At 72.6% G+C, this 17,718-nt stretch carries 18 protein-coding genes; 10 read left to right on the top strand and 8 right to left on the bottom strand.

Going from position 1 to position 17,718, the window contains the following annotated elements:
* Positions 1–5 precede the first annotated feature (5 nt).
* A complete protein-coding gene (gene cydB, locus AB0G08_RS20000) occupies positions 6–1,004 on the top strand; it encodes a cytochrome d ubiquinol oxidase subunit II (RefSeq protein ID WP_358089915.1) in 999 nt (332 codons plus the stop codon).
* A gap of 106 nt (positions 1,005–1,110) precedes the next feature.
* Here cydB and AB0G08_RS19995 read toward each other — a convergent pair whose 3' ends face one another.
* Together AB0G08_RS19995 and AB0G08_RS19990 are read right to left on the bottom strand one after the other, a co-directional pair.
* Complete coding sequence (locus AB0G08_RS19995) at positions 1,111–1,797, bottom strand: hypothetical protein (RefSeq protein WP_358089912.1); 687 nt, start codon at positions 1,795–1,797, stop codon at positions 1,111–1,113.
* 71 nt (positions 1,798–1,868) lie between these two features.
* Complete coding sequence (locus AB0G08_RS19990) at positions 1,869–2,330, bottom strand: peroxiredoxin (protein ID WP_358089909.1); 462 nt, start codon at positions 2,328–2,330, stop codon at positions 1,869–1,871.
* A gap of 106 nt (positions 2,331–2,436) precedes the next feature.
* Between AB0G08_RS19990 and AB0G08_RS19985 the strand changes: the two genes are divergently transcribed.
* Positions 2,437–3,165 carry an SDR family oxidoreductase gene (locus tag AB0G08_RS19985; protein ID WP_358089906.1) on the top strand — a complete coding sequence of 243 codons (729 nt, stop codon included), beginning with the start codon at positions 2,437–2,439 and terminating at the stop codon, positions 3,163–3,165.
* Between the two features lie 184 nt (positions 3,166–3,349).
* On the opposite strand, the gene AB0G08_RS19980 is transcribed toward AB0G08_RS19985, so the two are convergent.
* Positions 3,350–4,183, bottom strand: a complete 834-nt coding sequence (locus tag AB0G08_RS19980; protein WP_358089903.1) for a hypothetical protein — start codon at positions 4,181–4,183, stop codon at positions 3,350–3,352.
* Between the two features lie 137 nt (positions 4,184–4,320).
* Here AB0G08_RS19980 and AB0G08_RS19975 point away from each other — a divergent pair, with 137 nt between their 5' ends.
* The 3 genes from AB0G08_RS19975 to AB0G08_RS19965 all read left to right on the top strand — a co-directional run bounded on the left by AB0G08_RS19975 (position 4,321) and on the right by AB0G08_RS19965 (position 7,654).
* Entirely contained in the window at positions 4,321–4,770 is a 450-nt protein-coding gene (locus AB0G08_RS19975; RefSeq protein WP_358089900.1) for a helix-turn-helix transcriptional regulator, read from the top strand.
* Between the two features lie 5 nt (positions 4,771–4,775).
* Positions 4,776–5,186 carry a VOC family protein gene (locus tag AB0G08_RS19970; RefSeq protein WP_358089897.1) on the top strand — a complete coding sequence of 137 codons (411 nt, stop codon included), beginning with the start codon at positions 4,776–4,778 and terminating at the stop codon, positions 5,184–5,186.
* Positions 5,187–5,263: 77 nt separating this feature from the next.
* The gene (locus AB0G08_RS19965; protein WP_358089895.1) at positions 5,264–7,654 is read left to right on the top strand and encodes an excinuclease ABC subunit UvrA; all 2,391 of its coding nucleotides are present in this window, start codon (positions 5,264–5,266) and stop codon (positions 7,652–7,654) included.
* 467 nt (positions 7,655–8,121) lie between these two features.
* Here the strand turns inward: AB0G08_RS19965 and AB0G08_RS19960 are convergent, their stop codons facing one another.
* Positions 8,122–8,715 (bottom strand): AAA family ATPase, encoded by a 594-nt coding sequence (locus tag AB0G08_RS19960; RefSeq protein ID WP_358089892.1) that lies wholly within the window; start codon positions 8,713–8,715, stop codon positions 8,122–8,124.
* Between the two features lie 51 nt (positions 8,716–8,766).
* Between AB0G08_RS19960 and AB0G08_RS19955 the strand changes: the two genes are divergently transcribed.
* A complete protein-coding gene (locus tag AB0G08_RS19955; RefSeq protein ID WP_358089889.1) occupies positions 8,767–9,771 on the top strand; it encodes a tyrosine-type recombinase/integrase in 1,005 nt (334 codons plus the stop codon).
* A gap of 117 nt (positions 9,772–9,888) precedes the next feature.
* On the opposite strand, the gene AB0G08_RS19950 is transcribed toward AB0G08_RS19955, so the two are convergent.
* On the bottom strand, positions 9,889–10,755 hold the full coding sequence (locus AB0G08_RS19950; protein WP_358089887.1) for a tetrahydrofolate dehydrogenase/cyclohydrolase catalytic domain-containing protein: 867 nt from the start codon (positions 10,753–10,755) through the stop codon (positions 9,889–9,891).
* A gap of 238 nt (positions 10,756–10,993) precedes the next feature.
* Between AB0G08_RS19950 and AB0G08_RS19945 the strand changes: the two genes are divergently transcribed.
* Positions 10,994–12,136 (top strand): glutamate--cysteine ligase, encoded by a 1,143-nt coding sequence (locus AB0G08_RS19945; protein WP_358090048.1) that lies wholly within the window; start codon positions 10,994–10,996, stop codon positions 12,134–12,136.
* A gap of 101 nt (positions 12,137–12,237) precedes the next feature.
* On the opposite strand, the gene AB0G08_RS19940 is transcribed toward AB0G08_RS19945, so the two are convergent.
* Together AB0G08_RS19940 and AB0G08_RS19935 are read right to left on the bottom strand one after the other, a co-directional pair.
* On the bottom strand, positions 12,238–13,794 hold the full coding sequence (locus tag AB0G08_RS19940) for an NAD(P)-binding domain-containing protein (protein ID WP_358089884.1): 1,557 nt from the start codon (positions 13,792–13,794) through the stop codon (positions 12,238–12,240).
* Positions 13,795–13,914: 120 nt separating this feature from the next.
* A complete protein-coding gene (locus AB0G08_RS19935; protein WP_358089881.1) occupies positions 13,915–14,694 on the bottom strand; it encodes an endonuclease/exonuclease/phosphatase family protein in 780 nt (259 codons plus the stop codon).
* Positions 14,695–14,886: 192 nt separating this feature from the next.
* Here AB0G08_RS19935 and AB0G08_RS19930 point away from each other — a divergent pair, with 192 nt between their 5' ends.
* Complete coding sequence (locus tag AB0G08_RS19930; protein WP_358089878.1) at positions 14,887–15,666, top strand: TSUP family transporter; 780 nt, start codon at positions 14,887–14,889, stop codon at positions 15,664–15,666.
* Positions 15,667–15,706: 40 nt separating this feature from the next.
* Here AB0G08_RS19930 and AB0G08_RS19925 read toward each other — a convergent pair whose 3' ends face one another.
* Complete coding sequence (locus tag AB0G08_RS19925; RefSeq protein WP_358089875.1) at positions 15,707–16,318, bottom strand: malonic semialdehyde reductase; 612 nt, start codon at positions 16,316–16,318, stop codon at positions 15,707–15,709.
* A gap of 100 nt (positions 16,319–16,418) precedes the next feature.
* Here AB0G08_RS19925 and AB0G08_RS19920 point away from each other — a divergent pair, with 100 nt between their 5' ends.
* Together AB0G08_RS19920 and AB0G08_RS19915 are read left to right on the top strand one after the other, a co-directional pair.
* Positions 16,419–16,781, top strand: a complete 363-nt coding sequence (locus AB0G08_RS19920; RefSeq protein WP_358089872.1) for a helix-turn-helix domain-containing protein — start codon at positions 16,419–16,421, stop codon at positions 16,779–16,781.
* Between the two features lie 70 nt (positions 16,782–16,851).
* The gene (locus AB0G08_RS19915) at positions 16,852–17,622 is read left to right on the top strand and encodes a GNAT family N-acetyltransferase (RefSeq protein ID WP_358089869.1); all 771 of its coding nucleotides are present in this window, start codon (positions 16,852–16,854) and stop codon (positions 17,620–17,622) included.
* The last annotated feature ends 96 nt before the right edge of the window (positions 17,623–17,718 follow it).

The raw sequence follows: 17,718 nt of genomic DNA, 5'->3' as shown, positions 1-17,718 counted from the left end.
CAACCGTGGAACTCACCACCATCTGGTTCCTGCTCGTCGCGGTCCTGTTCACCGGGTACTTCATCCTCGAGGGATTCGACTTCGGCGTCGGCATGCTGCTGCCCGTACTCGGCCGCGACGACCGGGAACGCCGCGTCCTGATCAACACCATCGGGCCCGTCTGGGACGGCAACGAGGTCTGGCTCATCACCGCCGGCGGCGCCATGTTCGCCGCCTTCCCCGAGTGGTACGCCACCCTCTTCTCCGGCTTCTACCTGCCGCTGCTGCTGATCCTGCTGGCCCTGATCATCCGCGGCGTCGCCTTCGAATACCGCCACAAGCGCCCCGAGGCGTCCTGGAAGCGCCGCTGGGACACCGCCATCTTCGTCGGCTCCGTCGTGCCCGCCGTGCTGTGGGGCGTCGCGTTCGCCAACATCCTGCGCGGCGTGCCGCTCGACGCCGAGCACGAGTACGTCGGCGGACTGCTCGACCTGCTCAACCCGTACGCCCTGCTCGGCGGCGCGACCACGGCGGCGCTGTTCCTCACCCACGGCGCCGTCTTCATCGCCCTCAAGACCGTCGGCGAGGTACGCGAGCGCGCCGGCGCGCTCGCGGTGCGCCTGGGCGTGGCCGCCGCCGCCCTCGCGGTGGCGTTCCTGACCTGGACGCTGAGCATCCGCTCCAGCGCCGCCGCCGTCGTGTTCGCCGCCGGCGCGGCCCTGGCGCTGCTCGGCGGCCTCGCCGCCGCCCGCGCCCGCCGGGAGGGCTGGGCGTTCACCGGCACCGCCGTGGCGATCGCGCTGGCCGTGGCGACGCTGTTCGCGGCGCTGTTCCCGAACGTGCTGCCCTCCACCGCGGACGCCGCCGGCACGCTGACCGCCACCAACGCCGCCTCCACCCCCTACACCCTGAAGATCATGACGTGGGTGGCGGTGGTGTTCACCCCGATCGTGCTGGCCTACCAGGGCTGGACGTACTGGGTGTTCCGCAAGCGCATCGGCGTGGCCCACATCCCGCGACACTGACCCGCCCCCGCCGGGTGGCCGCGGGCCCCGCCGCCACCCGCACCGGCCACGGGGCCGACGCGACATCCCTGCCGCGTCGGCCCCGTGGCCGCACCCCGCCCCGGCGTCAGCGCGCCTCGCGCAACTCCGCCAGCCGCGCCTCGATCTCCGCCAGCTCCGCGCGCAGCTTCTCCGCCTGCTGCTCCGCCTCGGCCCGCTCGGCGGCCATGATCTGCTCCACCGCCTCGTGCACGCCCGGCACGTCGACCAGCGCCACCATCCGCAGCGCCTCCGCCGGCTTCACCACGTACGGCTTCGCCAGCGACTTGCTGCCCTGCTGCGCCGCGACCGTCCACTCACCGTCGGCGTACGCCAGCGTCACCGTCAGCCCCGCCGGGCCCTTCGGCTTCACCGCCTTCACCGGCCGCCGCGCCGCCGGCTTCGCCTCCACCGTCTCCACCTTCGGCTCCTCCCGCCGCTGCTGCGGCACCCGGTCCAGCACGAACTCCGGCTCCGCCGGCGCCGCCTCCACCTGCTCCTGCGGCTCCGGCTGCGGCTCCGCAGCCTTGCGCCCCGCGCCCCGCGGCGCCACCGCCACGTCGGCGGGGGAGAAGGGCAACTCGTCGCGACCGAACCGGACCACCACGAACTCGTCCGAGACCGCCGGGTCGGTCAGCTCCACCACCTGACCCACCTGCCCGGCTATCTGACCGGCCGAGGCGGTGAACACCACCTTCGGCTTGCGGCCCGCCGCCAACGCCTCCCGGATGCTCTGCACCTCGTCAGTGGACAAACCCTGGCCAGCGGCACCCATCAGCAACCTCTTCCCTCGTACACCTGTTCAGATGCCTGCCTTGATACCAGCCCGCCCCGACAAGCGGAAGATCAACCCCCCAGCGCCCGCAACGCCGCGTCCGCGTGGTCGTTCATGTTCAGCTCACTGTGGATCACCTCGACCACCCGCCGGTCGGTGCCGATCACGAACGTCATCCGCCGCGTGCTCAGCGCGCCCAACGGCAGCCGCCGCCGCACCCCGAACAGGTCCGCCACCACACCGTCGGCATCCGACAGCAACGGATAGTCGAACCCGTGCCGCCGGGAGAACTCCGCCTGCTTCGCCACCGGATCCCGGCTGATCCCCACCCGGGTCGCGCCCACCGCCGCGAACTCCGCCGCCAGGTCCCGGAAGTGGCAGCTCTCCGCCGTGCATCCCCGCGTCATCGCCGCCGGATAGAAGAACAGCACCACCGGCCCGCCGGCCAGCAGCTCCGACAGCCGCCGCGGCGTACCCGTCTCGTCGGGCAACTCGAAGTCCGCCACCACGTCCCCGACACCCACACCCGCCACCGCGCACCTCCACGTCACCGTCCACCGACGCGCCCGAGCCTATGCCCCGACCGACGAACCGGCCCCGGTAGCGTCGGCCCCGCAGCCACCACAGGGGAGAGGCACATTGAAACCGGTCACCGTCATCACCGGCGGCAGCCGCGGCATCGGCGCCGCCACCGCCCGCCGCCTCGCCCACGCCGGCCACCACGTCGCCTTCAGCTACCGCCGCGACCGCACCGCCGCCACCGCCGTGCTCGCCGACCTCGACGCCACCGGCGTACGCGGCCTCGCCGTCCCCGCCGACACCCGCGACCCCGACCAGGTCACCGCCCTGTTCGACGCCGCCGCCACCCTCGGCCCGATCACCGGCCTGGTCAACAACGCCGGCGTCACCAGCCCCATCGGCGCGTTCGTCGACCTCGACCCCGCCGACCTGCGCCACGTCGTCGACGTCAACCTCATCGGCTACGTCCTCTGCGCCCAGCAGGCCGCCCGCCGCATGAGCCGCGGCGGCGCCATCGTCAACGTCTCCTCCGTCGCCGCCACCCTCGGCAGCCCCGGCGAGTACGTCCACTACGCCGCCGTCAAGGCCGCCACCGACACCCTCACCACCGGCCTCGCCAAGGAACTCGCCCCCCGCGGCATCCGCGTCAACGCCGTCGCCCCCGGCATCATCCGCACCGACATCCACGCCCTCTCCGGCCAACCCGACCGCCCCGACCGGGCCGCCGCCCGCATCCCCCTGGGCCGCCCCGGCGAACCCGACGAGGTCGCCGGCGCCATCGCCTGGCTGCTCGGCCCCGACGCCACCTACACCACCGGCACCGTCCTGCGCGTCGCCGGCGGCCTCTGACCCGTCACCGCCCCCACGCAGACGCTGCCACCTTCCCCCAGCAGGTGCACGCCGTCACCTCCACCTTCGAGCAGTGGCAGCTCGGTGGCGTCCTCCACCGTCCGCGGACGTGTGTAGTGCCGACGTACCGGTACCTCGGATCCTCCACCGCACCCGCCCCGACGGCGACGTGGTCGGGCGGGCCTCACCCTGACGACAGGCCCCACACGTCGCGCCAGACATCCGGACACACGTCGTTGCCCCACAACAACCCCCGACCGGCCCCGGCAGCGACCGTGGCCACGGTCCGCACGAACGACAGGCTCACCGCCTGCCAGTCGCACTCCGTCGACCCGGCACGCTCCGAGCACCGCGCCATCGCGGCGAACGTCGGCTCGTACCGCGGCAGGTCCAGTCGGTGCAGGCGCGCCGACAGCTCGGCGGTCTCGGCGCCGGTCAGCCAACCGTGGATCCCCTCGGTGCGGCCGAACTGGTAACCCCACGCCGCCCCGCGCGTGGCGAGCGCGTCGAGCAGGCCCCGCAACGGATCGTCGTCGGGCACGCCCTGACGCGCCAGCAACGGCAGGTAGTAGGCCGGGGTGATCGAGCGCCCGAGGAACTGCGCCGGCCCGAGACAACGCACCGCCACCAGCGCCTCGTGCAACGCGTTCAACTCCTCGACGGCGTGCCGGCCACCATCGCGGTGAAACCGGCACCGCACCCGCTCCGGACACGTGCCCGACCGGCAGGTGAGCTGCTCGCCGGCGGCCCGATCCACCCGGTCCGTCCCGACGTAGCGCAGGTCGCGACCGAGCCACGTGCAGTACCGCGCGAGATCCGTGGGCCGCTCCCGCAGCTGCGCCGCCAACCGCGGCCACCGCACGCCGTAGCCGTACCCGCCCATCGACGCCGCGGACCGGAACACCTCACCGAGCCACGGCACCACCGCGCCGGTGCGCAGCAGCTCCACCAGCGCCGGCACGACCTCGCCGCGGTAGCGCCCGTAGTCGAACACGAAGATCTCGGCATCCGCGCCCACGCCCACACCTCCGGGCTGCAAAGCCTTCCAGACGGACCCGCCCCGACACCACCCGATACACCCGCCCCGGCGACACGGCGGCGGCAGGCCGCCGACCTTGCTGGGCAACCCCACCGTGGCGTGGCACGATCTTGCACGTGACCAGCAGAGACGCCGCAGCCCAGCACCTGCGCGACCTCGCCCGACTACGCCGCGTCCGCGACCGGATCGACCGGGAGTACGCACAGCCGCTGGACGTCGAGGCGCTCGCCCGCGGCGTGAACATGTCGGCCGGACACCTCAGCCGCCAGTTCCGCCTCGCCTACGGCGAATCGCCGTACGCCTACCTCATGACGCGCCGCATCGAGCGCGCCATGGCGCTGCTGCGCCGCGGCGACCTCAGCGTCACCGAAGTCTGTTTCGCGGTCGGCTGCTCGTCCCTGGGCACCTTCAGCACGCGCTTCACCGAACTCGTCGGCGTGCCGCCGAGCACCTACCGGGCCCGCAGCGCCCACGCGACGGCGGAGATGCCACCCTGCCTCGCGAAACAGGTGACCAGACCGATCAGGAATCGAGAAGCACGGGCCACGCGGCCGCAACTAGCCTGACCGCCATGGACATCACCATCCACTACGCCTTCCTCCCGCACACCGACGCGGACGCCGCCCTCACCTTCTACCGCGACACCCTCGGCTTCGAGGTCCGCAACGACGTCGGATACGACGGGATGCGCTGGATCACCGTCGGTCCCCCCAACCAGCCGGGCACGTCCATCGTCCTGCACCCGCCGGCCGCCGACCCCGGCATCACCGACGACGAGCGCCAGACCATCCTCGAACTGATCGCCAAGGGCAGCTACACCGCCATCACCCTGGCCACCGACGACCTCGACGGCCTCTTCGACCGACTGCAGGCCAGCGGCGCCGACGTCGTCCAGGAACCGACCGCACAGCCGTACGGCGTCCGCGACTGCGCCTTCCGCGACCCCACCGGCAACCTCATCCGCATCAACGAGGTGCGCTGACCCGTCCGGCGACGCCACACCCCGCACGGATGACCGGTCGCGGCGCCGAACGCGACCCCGCAACAGATGGAGACACGATGAGCACGGCCACGAGGACGGACACGCAGACACCCGCGCTGCACGTCGCCGACAGCCACGACCTGATCCGCGTGCAGGGCGCACGCGTGAACAACCTCAAGGACGTCAGCGTCGAGATCCCGAAGCGCCGGCTGACGGTGTTCACCGGCGTCTCCGGTTCGGGCAAGAGCTCGCTGGTGTTCGGCACGATCGCCGCGGAATCGCAGCGGATGATCAACGAGACCTACAGCGCCTTCCTGCAGGGCTTCATGCCGTCGCTCACCCGACCGGAGGTCGACCTGCTCGACGGGCTGACCACGGCGATCATCGTCGACCAGGAGCGGATGGGCGCCAACCCGCGCTCCACCGTCGGCACCGCCACCGACGCCAACGCCATGCTGCGCATCCTGTTCAGCCGCCTCGGCCAGCCACACATCGGCTCGCCCAACGCGTACTCCTTCAACATCCCCACGGTGCGAGCCAGCGGCGCGATCACCGTCGAGCGCGGCAACAAGACCAAGGCCGAGAAGGCGACCTTCCACCGCCTCGGCGGCATGTGCCCACGCTGCGAGGGCATGGGCACCGTCAACGACATCGACCTCACCGCCCTGTACGACGCCGACAAGTCGCTCAACGAGGGCGCCATCACGATCCCCGGCTACAGCATGGACGGCTGGTACGGCCGCATCTTCCGCGGCTGCGGCTACTTCGACCCCGACAAGCCGATCCGCAAGTTCACCAAGAAGGAACTGCACGACCTGCTCCACCGGGAGCCCACCAAGATCAAGGTCGACGGCATCAACCTGACGTACGCCGGGATCATCCCGCAGATCCAGAAGTCGTTCCTCTCCAAGGACGTCGACGCCCTGCAACCGCACATCCGGGCCTTCGTCGAGCGGGCCGTGACCTTCCAGACCTGCCCGGACTGCGAAGGAACCCGCCTCAGCCCCGAGGCCCGCTCCTCGAAGATCAACGGCAAGAGCATCGCCGACGTCTGCGCCATGCAGATCAGCGACCTCGCCGGATGGGTACGCGAACTCGACGAACCGTCCGTGGCCCCCCTGCTCACCGGGCTGCAACACCTGCTCGACTCGTTCGAGGAGATCGGCCTGGGCTACCTCTCGCTCGACCGCCCGGCCGGCACCCTGTCCGGGGGAGAGGCACAGCGCACCAAGATGATCCGCCACCTCGGCTCATCCCTCACCGACGTCACCTACGTCTTCGACGAGCCCACCATCGGCCTGCACCCGCACGACATCCAGCGGATGAACAACCTGCTGCTGCAACTGCGCAACAAGGGCAACACCGTACTCGTCGTCGAGCACAAGCCCGAGACCATCACGATCGCCGACCACGTCGTCGACCTCGGCCCCGGCGCCGGCACCCAGGGCGGCACGGTCTGCTTCGAAGGCACCGTGGAGGGCCTGCGGGGGAGCGGCACCGTCACCGGCCGCCACCTCGACGACCGGGCCACCCTCAAGGCGACCGTGCGCACCCCCACCGGCGCGCTGGAGATCCGGGGCGCCACCGCGCACAACCTGCGCGACGTCGACGTCGACATCCCACTCGGCGTGCTCTGCGTCATCACCGGCGTCGCCGGCTCCGGCAAGAGCTCACTCGTCCACGGCTCGGTCGCCGGCCGCGACGGCGTGGTCGTGATCGACCAGGGCGCGATCCGCGGCTCACGACGCAGCAACCCGGCCACCTACACCGGCCTGCTCGACCCGATCCGCAAGGCCTTCGCCAAGGCCAACGGCGTGAAGCCCGCGCTGTTCAGCGCGAACTCCGAGGGCGCCTGCCCCACCTGCAACGGCGCCGGCGTCATCTACACCGACCTGGGCGTCATGGCGACCGTCGAGACCACCTGCGAGGAGTGCGGCGGCAAGCGCTTCCAGGCGTCCGTGCTGGAATACACGCTGGGCGGCCGGAACATCGCCGAGGTGCTCGCCCTGTCGGTCGCCGAGGCCGAGGAGTTCTTCGGCGCCGGCGACGCCCGCATCCCGGCCGCCCACGCGATCCTGACCCGACTCGCCGACGTCGGGCTGGGCTACCTCAGCCTCGGCCAGCCGCTCACCACCCTCTCCGGCGGCGAGCGGCAGCGGCTCAAGCTCGCCACCCACATGGCCGAGAAGGGCGGCGTCTACGTCCTCGACGAACCGACCACCGGCCTGCACCTCGCCGACGTCGCGCAACTGCTCGCCCTGCTCGACCGCCTCGTCGACTCCGGCAAGTCCGTCATCGTCATCGAGCACCACCAGGCCGTCATGGCGCACGCCGACTGGATCGTCGACCTCGGCCCCGGCGCCGGCCACGACGGCGGCCGGATCGTGTTCGAGGGGACCCCCGCCGACCTGGTCGCCGCCCGCTCCACCCTCACCGGCGAGCACCTCGCGGCCTACGTCGGCGCCTGACCGGGGACCCTGACGGGCGCTGGCCCCGCGCCGAGGACCGCTGAGCAGGTGCGGCAGCGTGCGCGGCGAGGTCACGGCCGGGGGAGCGGCCCGCGCTCACGAGGAGTTCGCGGGACGCACTCGCGTTTCGCGATGACGGTGGGGGATCGAATCACGTCGCTGGGTGACGGCCGGTGTCACGACGAGCGCCGAAGGGGGCCGGGTTGTGCTCACGGCGGATCCAGGTGGGTCCGCCGTGAACACGCATCGTCGGCCCGGGCGGTGGCGCCGGCCGGGGTTCGGCCGCGATCGAGCCCGTACAGCGCAGGTGACGCCTTCGGCGCGCGGGTCGGGTCCGGTGCACGGATCCGCGAGGAGGCGGCCGACCGGGTGTCGTCGAGGCGCGGTCGCCAGCAGGGCCCTCCACCCGGTACGGCGCGTCCCCGAAGCCGCCCCACCTGCCGTAACTCCTGATTCGATAATATACATTATGTCAAGTAATCCGGATCGGGCACTCCCTCGGCCCGCTCGGACGGCAGGTCGGCGAGGTGCCGCAGGTGCGCTTCCACCAGCGCGACCCGTGCGCGTACCGGCGCGGGCGGCACCGCGATCAGACGATGGCCGTGCGCCCGGTAGACCTCCTCGTGCACGCGGGCGAACGCCAGCGACTCGGCGTAGCCGATCCGGCGGGCGGCGCTGGGCGTCACGAAGCCCAGCGGCTCGACCAGGAACACCTGCCGCTGGTAGACGCCGTCGCGCAGCACCCGCCGCAACTCCTCGGTGAGCACGCGGCCCGGCGGGCGCCCCAGGTACCGCGCGAGGGCCAACGTGCACAGCGGCGACCGGTCGTGGACCTGCACCGACCCGTACGCGCTGGGCGCCTCGCGGCGCTCCCGCTGGAGCCCTGCGACCGCGTCAATGAAGCCCTCCTCCTGCCACGGTTCGGCGACGCCCCGCTCCTGCTGTGCCGCGATGACCTCGGTGGCCGCCTCGGCCACAACGTCCCATCCGCGTCGGCGCAGCGCGTCGGCGAGCGTCGTCTTGCCCGCCCCCGGCGCGCCCGTCAGCACGTACCGCCGCATGCCCTCCCCCTCGGCTGTCGGCCAACCCGAAAATCATGCATAATATTGCTTATGCATGACAAACAGGACGAATCGGTACGGCGGCTGATCGAGGAGTTCCTGACGGCCCGCGCCACCCGCAAGCCCTCCCCCCACACGCTGGAGGCGTACCGGCGGGACCTGCGCGCCGTCGCCGCGCTGGCGGCCGAGGAGACCACCCCTCCCCTCCCCCTCGACGCGCTGCCCGTCGCCGCCCTCACCGCCCGCGTCATGCGCGCGGCGTTCGCCCGGTTCGCCGCTCCCCGCGCCGCCGCGTCGGTGCACCGGGCCTGGTCCACCTGGAACAGCTTCTTCTCCTTCCTGGTCGCCGACGGGGTGGTCGCCGGCAACCCGATGCCGGCGGTCGGTCGCCCCCGGGCGCCTCTCCCCCAGCCCAAGCCGCTACGCGGCGCCGACACCCCCGAGCAGCTGCTCGCCTCGGTGGCCCGGCAGGAGGGCCGGCAGCGCGACCCGTGGCCGGAGCGCGACCTGGCGGTGCTGGCGTTGGCGCTCTGCGCTGGGCTGCGGCTGTCGGAGCTGCTGGCGCTGCGGGTGGGGTCGTTGACGGGCCGGGCGGGCGAGCGGCGGGTCGACGTGGCCGGCAAGGGCGGTCGGCCGCGGGTGGTGCCGATCGAGCCGGAACTGGACGGGGTGCTGGTGGGCTACCTGGACAGTCGGGTCCGCCGGTTCGGGTCGCGGACGGTGCGGCCGGACGCGCCGCTGCTGGTGGACCGCCAGGGTGAGCCGCTGCGGCGGGGTGGGCTGCAGTACCTGGTGGAGTCCTGCTACCGGCGGGCGGGCATCACCGACCGGGTGCCGCGCGGGGCGCGGTTGCACGCGCTGCGGCACACCTTCGCGACGCGGTTGGCGGAGGACGGGGCGAGTGCGGCGGAGATCATGCGGTTGCTGGGTCACGCGTCGTTGGCGTCGTCGCAGACGTACATCGAGGTGACGGCCGGGCAGCAGCGCGCGGCGGTGCGGTCCAACCGTACCAATCGGGCGTTGGCGGGGTTGGTGGACCGGGAGGCGCGGTCCTGAGGGCGGGTGCGGCGCGCGGTCGCGGTGTTCCGGGCCGGGTCTGGTAGGTCGGGCCGGTCCGGCGGCGACACCCCGCCGCCGGACCGGTGTGGGTGGGTGTCGCCGCCGACCGGCGGGTCAGGCGTGGCCGGTGGCGCGGCGGGCTGCGTCGAGGGCGTTGCGGAAGAGCATGGCGACGGTGGTGGGGCCGACCCCGCCGACGCGGGGGGTGATGGCGCCGGCGACGTCGGCGCAGGTTTCGGCGACGTCGGGTAGGAGGCGTCGGCCCTCGTAGCGGACGCCGCCGCCGATGACGACGGCGCCGGGGCGGACGTGTTCGGGCTGGATGATGCCGGGGACGCCGGCGGCGGCGATGAGGATGTCGGCGCGTCGGGTGTGGGTGGCCCAGTCGGGGACGCCGGTGTGGACGACGGTGACGGCGGCGTTGGCGGTGGGTCGTTTCTGGGTGAGCAGCAGGGCGAGGGGGCGACCGAGGGTGGCGCCGCGGCCGAGGATGACGACGTCGCGTCCGGCGACGGGGATGTCGTGGAAGGCGAGCAGGGCTTCGATGCCGGCGGGGGTGCAGGGCAGCGGGCCGGGCAGGCCGAGGGCGAGGCGTCCCATGTTGAGCGGGTGCATGCCGTCGACGTCGAGGTCGGGGTCCATGGTCTGCAGGGCCCGGTCGTAGTCGAGGTGCGCGGGGATGGGGTGCTGGATGAGCAGGCCGTGCACGTCGGGTGCGGTGTTGAAGTCGGCGATGGCGCGGTGCAGGTCGGCCTGGGTGGCGGTGGCGGGCAGGTGTACGTGGGGTGAGGTGAAGCCGAGTTCGGTGGCCTGGCGTTGCTTGATGCGGATGTAGCCGGCGCTGGCGTCGTCGTCGCCGACGAGGATGGTGGCGAGGCCGGGGGTGATGCCGGCGGCGCGCAGTGCGGTGACGCCGGTGGCGACGTCGGTGAGGATGCGTTCGGCGACGGGGGTGCCGGGCAGGAGTCGGGCGGTGGGCATGCTGCTCCTCTGCCGGCGGGGCCCAGGCGGTCGACCTCCGCGCGGTGGAGCTCCCCGATGGTTTGGTGTCCATCCTCTGGCCGCCAGTCGCGTCTGGTGTCAGCTTGCCACAGCGGTTCGGGCGGGGTGGGCCCGGCGGTGGGGCGTTGACTGAGGGTGTCCTGGCCGTTACGGGTTGGGCTACCCTGTCGGCCTGGTCGGGTCGGGCGGTTCGCCCGCGGTGTCGCGAGTGGAGGCCATGGTGCCGGTGCTGGTCGGCGGGGATGGTGGGGCGGGTCCGCGGTTGGGGGTGGAGGAGGAGTTCCTGCTGGTCGATCCGGTGAGTCGGGGTGTGGTGCCGGGGGCGGGCGCGGTGGTGCAGCGGGCGGCGGCGCGGTTGGGTTCGCGGGTGTCGGGTGAGATCACGGCGTTGCACGTGGAGACCAGGACGGATCCGACGTCGTCGGTGGGGCTGTTGTTGGAGCAGTTGGTGCAGGCGCGTCGGGTGGTGGCGGAGTGCGCGGCGGTCGACGGGTTGCGGATCGTGGCGACCGGTACGCCGGTGCTGGCGGGGGCGACGTCGCCGCCGGTGACTCGGGGGCCGAGGCAGGATCGGGGTACGGCGACGTTTCGGGGGTTGCACGACGAGTTGGCGATCTGCGCGTTGCACGTGCACGTGGAGTTGCCGGACCGGGAGCGGGCGTTGCTGGTCGGTAACCATCTGCGGGTGCATCTGCCGTTGTTGATCGCGTTGGCGGCGAACTCGCCGTACTGGGAGGGGCGGGATTCGGGTTACGCGAGTTGGCGGTCGATGGTCTGGCCGCGGTGGCCGGTGGCGGGGCCGCCGCCGCGTTTCACGTCGCTGGCGCACTACGAGCGGGTGGTGGAGATGTTGTCGGCGGCGGGGGCGATCGTGGATCCGGGGACGTTGTTCTGGGATGTGCGGCCGTCGGTGACGCATCCGACGTTGGAGGTGCGGGTGGCGGATGTGCCGGTGTCGGCGCAGGAGTCGGCGTTGGTGGCGGCGTTGGTGCGGGCGTTGGTGGTGCGGGGGTTGGAGGCGGTGGATCGGGGTGACCACGGTCCGGAGGTTGCCGGGGAGTGGTTGCGGGCGGCGTATTGGCGGGCGGCGCGCGATGGGCTGGAGGGTGCGTTGCTGGAGGCGGGTACGGGGCGGTTGCGTCCGGCGCGTGAGGTGCTGGGTGAGGTGGTGGAGTGGTTGGCGCCGGTGTTGCGGGCGTGTGGGGACGAGGATCTGGTGCGGGGCTGGTTGGAGCGGTTGCTGGTGGTGGGCAGTGGTGCGGTGCGGCAGCGGGCGGCGGCGGGTCGTCGGGGTCGGCTGGCGGACGTGGTGGATTTCCTCGTCGCGCAGACGGTGGTGGACGAGCGGCAGCCGGCGTAGGCGGGTGGTGGCCGCGGGTTGGCCTGGTGGCCGCGGGTTGGCGTGCGGGGGCGGGCCGGTGCGGGTGGCGGGCGTGCGGGCGCGGTGTGCCCCGGTGGGGGTCAGCGGTGGCGGTGCAGTTGCCGGGTGAAGTAGTCGCGCAGGGGTGTCACGTGGCGGTCGGGGCGGCGCCATTCGGCGAGGAGGTCTTCGAGCAGGTGCAGTTCGTCGACGAGGGTGTCGCCGTGGTAGCGGCGGATGACGGGGTGGATGAAGGCGCTCTCGGCGGCCCGGTCGGGTTGGGGGTGGCGTTCGATGGCGAAGACGTCGCCGTAGTCGTCGCGGCCCCAGCGCAGGCTGACGGTGTAGTAGTGCGGGTGGTCGTGGAAGCGGGCGCGGACGTGGTCCTCGGGCAGGTCGGTGTAGTGGCGTAGCCGCCCGTCGGGGTCGACGACGAGGGCGTCGCAGAGGAATTCGAACTGGGTCCACAGGGCGGAGCTCCAGTTGACCCGGTCGAGGACGAGGGTGGTGAGGGTGTCGGCGTCGGGGTCGACGTGGCGGTGTGGCAGTTCGACGCCCTCGTAGCGTTCGAGGAGCAGGGCGGTGAGGGTGCGCAGGTTGTACCGGAAGCCGTCGATGAAGGCGGAGCTGGCTTTCTTGAAGTCGCGGTCCTGGGCGAGGGTGCCGGCGAAGTAGAGGCCGTCGATGTTGGTGGACTGCCAGTCGCCGGTGGTGGTGGGCAGGCGGCCGCTGGGGACCATGTCGGGTCGGCAGGTGGGGTCGAACGGGCTGGTGTCCATGGCGAAGCCGGTGCAGCGCAGGACGGATTCGTACTCCATGACGGCGGTTTCGCCGTCGGCGTGGGTGTAGGTGAGGTGCACCTGGTAGCGGTTGTCGAGGGGGCGGATCTCGTCGACGACGCAGTCGAGGACGGAGTGCAGGGTCTTGAACTGGTAGCTGTCGAGGACGGCGCCGTGGTGGCCGCGGACGTCTCCGGGGTGTTTGGTGTTCCAGGCCAGGCGCAGGGGGCGGGGGCTGGCGAGGTGGATCATGGCGGCGTGGCCGAGGATCGCGGAGGCGGTTTCGAACGCGGAGTTGCCCTTGCCGAGGATGAGGACGCGTTGGCCGGCGTAGGCGGCGGGGTCGGTGTGCATGTCCTCGTAGCCGGTGGCGTGTTCGATGCCGCGGATGTCGGGGATGTGGGGTCGGCCCCAGCCGGTGGCGACGATGACGCAGCGTGCGCGGATGACGTGCTCGGGGGTGTGGACGAGGAAGTCGTCGTCGAGGCGTTCGATCCGGTCGACGGGGGTGTCGAAGCGTACGGCGAGTTGGTGGTGGTGTTGGAAGTCGGTGAGGTAGCGGACCATGTCGTCGGCGTGGGGGAAGTATTCGCTGCTGTACTTGGCGAAGGGCAGGTCGGCGGGTTCGTGCAGCAGGGAGTTCCAGTCCCAGCGCAGCCGGATCTCGGGGTCGGTGCTGGTGGTGTGGACCTTGTTGAGGGAGATGAGCCGGCGGTGGCGGGGGAAGTGGCGGAAGAACTCGGCGGGTGCGGGGGCGCGTTCGAGGGTGACGTAGTCGCAGCCGGCCTGTTGGAGGTAGTAGCTGAGTTGGAGGCCGGCTGGTCCGGCTCCGATGATCACGTAGCGGTGGCTCGTCGGGCCGGGGGTGGGTGCCGTCACGCCAGAGACCTTCGCCGATGTGGCGGGGTGGTGTCAACGCTGGGTACGGTGATCGTCACGCGACTGCTGGTGGGGGTGGTGGTCCTCTCCCCCGCTGGCGGGGTGCAGCGCGCCCGGTGGTCAGCCGAGGTCGACCAGGAGGGGGCGGTGGTCGGAGATGGTGGACAGGGGGGTGTGCACGGCGGTGACGGGTGGCAGCTGGTCGAGGCCGTGGCGGTCGGCGAGGATGTGGTCGAGTTGGACGCGGGGCTGCCCGGCGGGGTAGGTGGGGCGGCGGCCGAGGGGGCGCCAGCCGGTGAGGAGTCGGGCGGGGCCGGCGGGCAGGTTCAGGTCGCCGAGGAGGATGCGCGGGGCGGGCAGGGTGCGTAGGGCGCGCACGGTCTGGCGGAGTTGGTGGGCGTTCCAGCCGGGGACGAAGGACAGGTGGGTGGCGGCGACGGTGAGCCGGCCGTGTGGGGTGTCGAGGACGGCGGCGAGGACGACGCGGGGTTCGTCGCGTAGGAGGATGAGTCCGCCGCGGGGGCCGGGCACGTAGACGGGTGAGCGTACGGGTGCGGGGCGCAGTCGGGTGACCTGCCAGGTGTGGACGCGGTGGCGGGTGACGAGGCCGACGCCGTAGCAGGGTTCGCCGTGTCCGTCGTCGTCGTGGGTCAGGGGGCGGAACTGTTCGCCGGGGGTGCCGACGACGGCGGCGGCGAAGCGGTGTTCGCCGGCGTCGAGGGCGCGGGCGGCGATGGCGGTGAGGTCGAGTTTGCCGCTGCGGCTCTGGTCGCGGTCGACCTCCTGCAGGGCGAGGACGTCGGCGTCGAGGGCGGTGACGGCGGCGGTGAGCCGGTCGGGGTCGACGAGTCCGTCGGCGAGGGACCGGCCGTGCAGCAGGTTGAAGGTGGCCAGGCGCACGCTTGCACCCTACGTGGCCGTGGGAGGGTTGCCGGGTGTTGAAGGTGTTGTTCTGTTCGGTGCTGTTGTTCGTGGCGTTGGGGGCGGTCGGGGTGTGGCTGCGTCGGGCGCGGGGTCGGTGAGCGGGGGCGCTGGTGAGGCTGCCCACAGGGGGCGTCGTGGGGCGGGTGGCGGTGGGAAGAATGGCTGCCCGTGGATCTGGATCCCCTGTCGCTGACGACTCTGCTCGCCGCGGCCGCGATGGCCGGTTGGATCGACGCGGTGGTGGGTGGTGGTGGGTTGCTGTTGTTGCCGGCGTTGCTGGTGGCGGCGCCGGGGATGCCGGTGGCGTCGGCGTTGGGCACGAACAAGTTGACGGCGATCGCGGGTACGGCGACGGCGGCGGTGACGTACGCGCGCCGTACGAAGATCGACTGGGCGGTGGCGGGGCCGTCGGCGGGGTTGGCGATGTGCTGCGCCGGGGTGGGTGCGGCGTTGGCGGGGGCGGTGCCGGCGTCGGCGTACCGGCCGGTGGTGCTGGTGGTGTTGGTGGCGGTGGCGGCGTTCGTGGTGTTGCGTCCGCGGTTGGGGGTGGTGGCGCAGCCGCACCGGCGCACGCGGGTGCGGGTGGGTGTGGCGGTCGCGGTGGCGGGGGTGGGTATCGCCCTGTACGACGGGTTGGTGGGTCCGGGTACGGGGACGTTCCTGGTGGTGGCGTTCACGGTGCTGGTGGGTGCGGACTTCGTGCACGGTTCGGCGATGGCGAAGGTCGTGAACGTGGGCACGAACCTGGGGGCGCTGGCGGTGTTCGCGGCGACGGGGCACGTGTGGTGGCTGCTGGGGGCGGCGATGGCGGTGTGCAACGTCGCCGGGGCGGCGTTGGGGGCGCGGATGGCGTTGCGGCGCGGTTCGGGTTTCGTGCGGGTGGTGCTGTTGGTGGTGGTGGTGGCGTTGGTCGGCAAGTTGGGCTTCGACCAGTGGGTGGCGGCCTGACCGGTCGCCACCCACTGGTCGTCGCGGGTGTGCCGGTGGGTCAGGCGTGCCGGACGACGTCGGTGTAGTCGAGGCGGGGCAGGCGCGGGAACCAGGCGTTCTCGCCGGGGCGGCCGATGTTGACCACGAGCAGGGTCTTCCAGGTGCTGTCGGCGAAGAACTCGCGGTCGACGGCGGCGGCGTCGAAGCCGGCCATGGGGCCGGCGGCGAGGCCGGCTGCGCGCACGGCGAGCAGGTAGTAGCCGATCTGGAGAGTGGCGTTGAAGCGGGCCATGCGCTCGCGTGCGTCGGGGTTGCCGGCGAGGTCGTCGCGCATCTGGGGTCGGATGGGGAAGACCTGCGGGATGAACTCGTGGAAGTCGGTGTCGGCGGCGAGCACGGCGACCATGGGGGCGCTGGCGGTCTTGGCCTGGTTGCCTTCGCTCATGTGGGCGACCAGGCGGGTGCGGGCGTCGCCGGGGCGGACGTAGAGGATGCGCAGGGGCTGGGTGTTGGCGGCGGTGGGCGGGAACTTGGCGAGTTCGTGGATGGCCCGGAGCTGTTCGTCGGTGACCGGTTCGTCGGTGAAGGTGTTGGCGGTGCGGGCGTCGGTGAACAGCAGCGCCTGGGCCTCGGGGGCCAGGTGGATCAGGGGCGGGTGGACGTCGGTCATCGGGTCGTCTCCAGGTCGTCGGCTGACTTGCTTCGGTAACGGTAGCAGCTAGCTTTTTAGTAGCCCCTCGTTCGGCGGAGGCCCGCCGTATCCTGGGAGCATGACGGTCAGGCCGGAGGTGGGCGACACGCCCCGCACGTGTGACGGGGGCATCGCCCGGGCCTTCGCGTTCCTCGGCAAGCGGTGGAACGGCATGCTGCTGAGCACCCTCGCCGACGGGCCGGCCGGCTTCGCCGAGCTGACCCGCGCCCTGCCCGGCATCAGCGAGTCGGTGCTCTCCGACCGGCTGGGCGAGCTCGTGCGCGTCGGGCTGGTCAGCCGGACGGTCCGGCAGGGTCCCCCGGTGGGGGTGAGCTACGAGCTCACCGGGCCGGGTGCCGCGCTGCTGCCGGTGCTCGACGCGTTGGGCCGCTGGGCGCACGAGAACCTTCCCGCCGAGCCGACGGCGACGCCGGGCTGCTGAGGGCCACCGGCGGCCTGCCGTGGCGAAGGGCGCGCGGTCCGCGCCGGGCCGGGTGTGTGATCATCGGCGGATGCCGGTACGCGCCGAACACGACCGGGCCGTCCTCGCCGCGCTGCTCGGGCGGGACCCGGTGCTGCACGCGTACCAACTCGGCGACCTGGACGACTTCTTCTGGCCGTACACCTCCTGGTTCCGCCGCGACGAGGAGGTGGCGCTGCTCTACCACGGCGCCGACCCGCCCACGCTGCTGGCGTTCGCGCCCCCGGCGCGGGTGGACCGGCTGGCGGCGCTGCTGCGCGAGCTGGCGCCGGTGCTGCCGGCCCGCCTGTGGGCGCACCTGTCCCCCGGCGTGGAGCCGGCCCTGGCCGGGGCGTTCCGGATGGACGCGGCCGGCCCGCACCACCGGATGGCGCTGACCGATCCGGCGCGGCTGGCGGCGGTGGCCGAGGCGGGCGCGGTCCTGCACGCCGGCGACCTGCCGGCGCTGCGCCGGCTGTACGACGTCGCCTACCCGGGCAACTGGTTCGACCCGCGGATGCTGGACACCGGTCAGTACGTGGGCGTGCGCGACGGCGGTGAGCTGGTGGCGGTCGCCGGGGTGCACGTGTTCTCCCCGGCGTACCGGGTGGCGGCGCTGGGCAACGTGACCACCCATCCCCGGCTGCGCGGGCGGGGGCTGGCCGGGGCGACGGTGGCCGCGCTGTGCCGGCGGCTGCGCGAGCACGTCACCCACGTCACGCTCAACGTGAAGGCCGACAACGCGGCGGCGTTGCGGCTCTACGGGCGGCTGGGCTTCACCCGCGTCGCCAACTACGGGGAGTACGCACTGACCGCCCGCTGACGATCACTGATGGCGTCCCGTCGGTAACGGACCGTGTGGCCGGGGTCCCGCCGCCGGGGGGGGGGGGGGGGGCCCACCCCCCCGGCGCGGCGCTGG

Source organism: Micromonospora sp. NPDC023644 (assembly GCF_040640115.1).
Classification (GTDB): Bacteria; Actinomycetota; Actinomycetes; order Mycobacteriales; family Micromonosporaceae; genus Micromonospora.
Note: the sequence above shows the minus strand (reverse complement) of the source record. Positions and strands in the feature narration are given on the sequence as shown.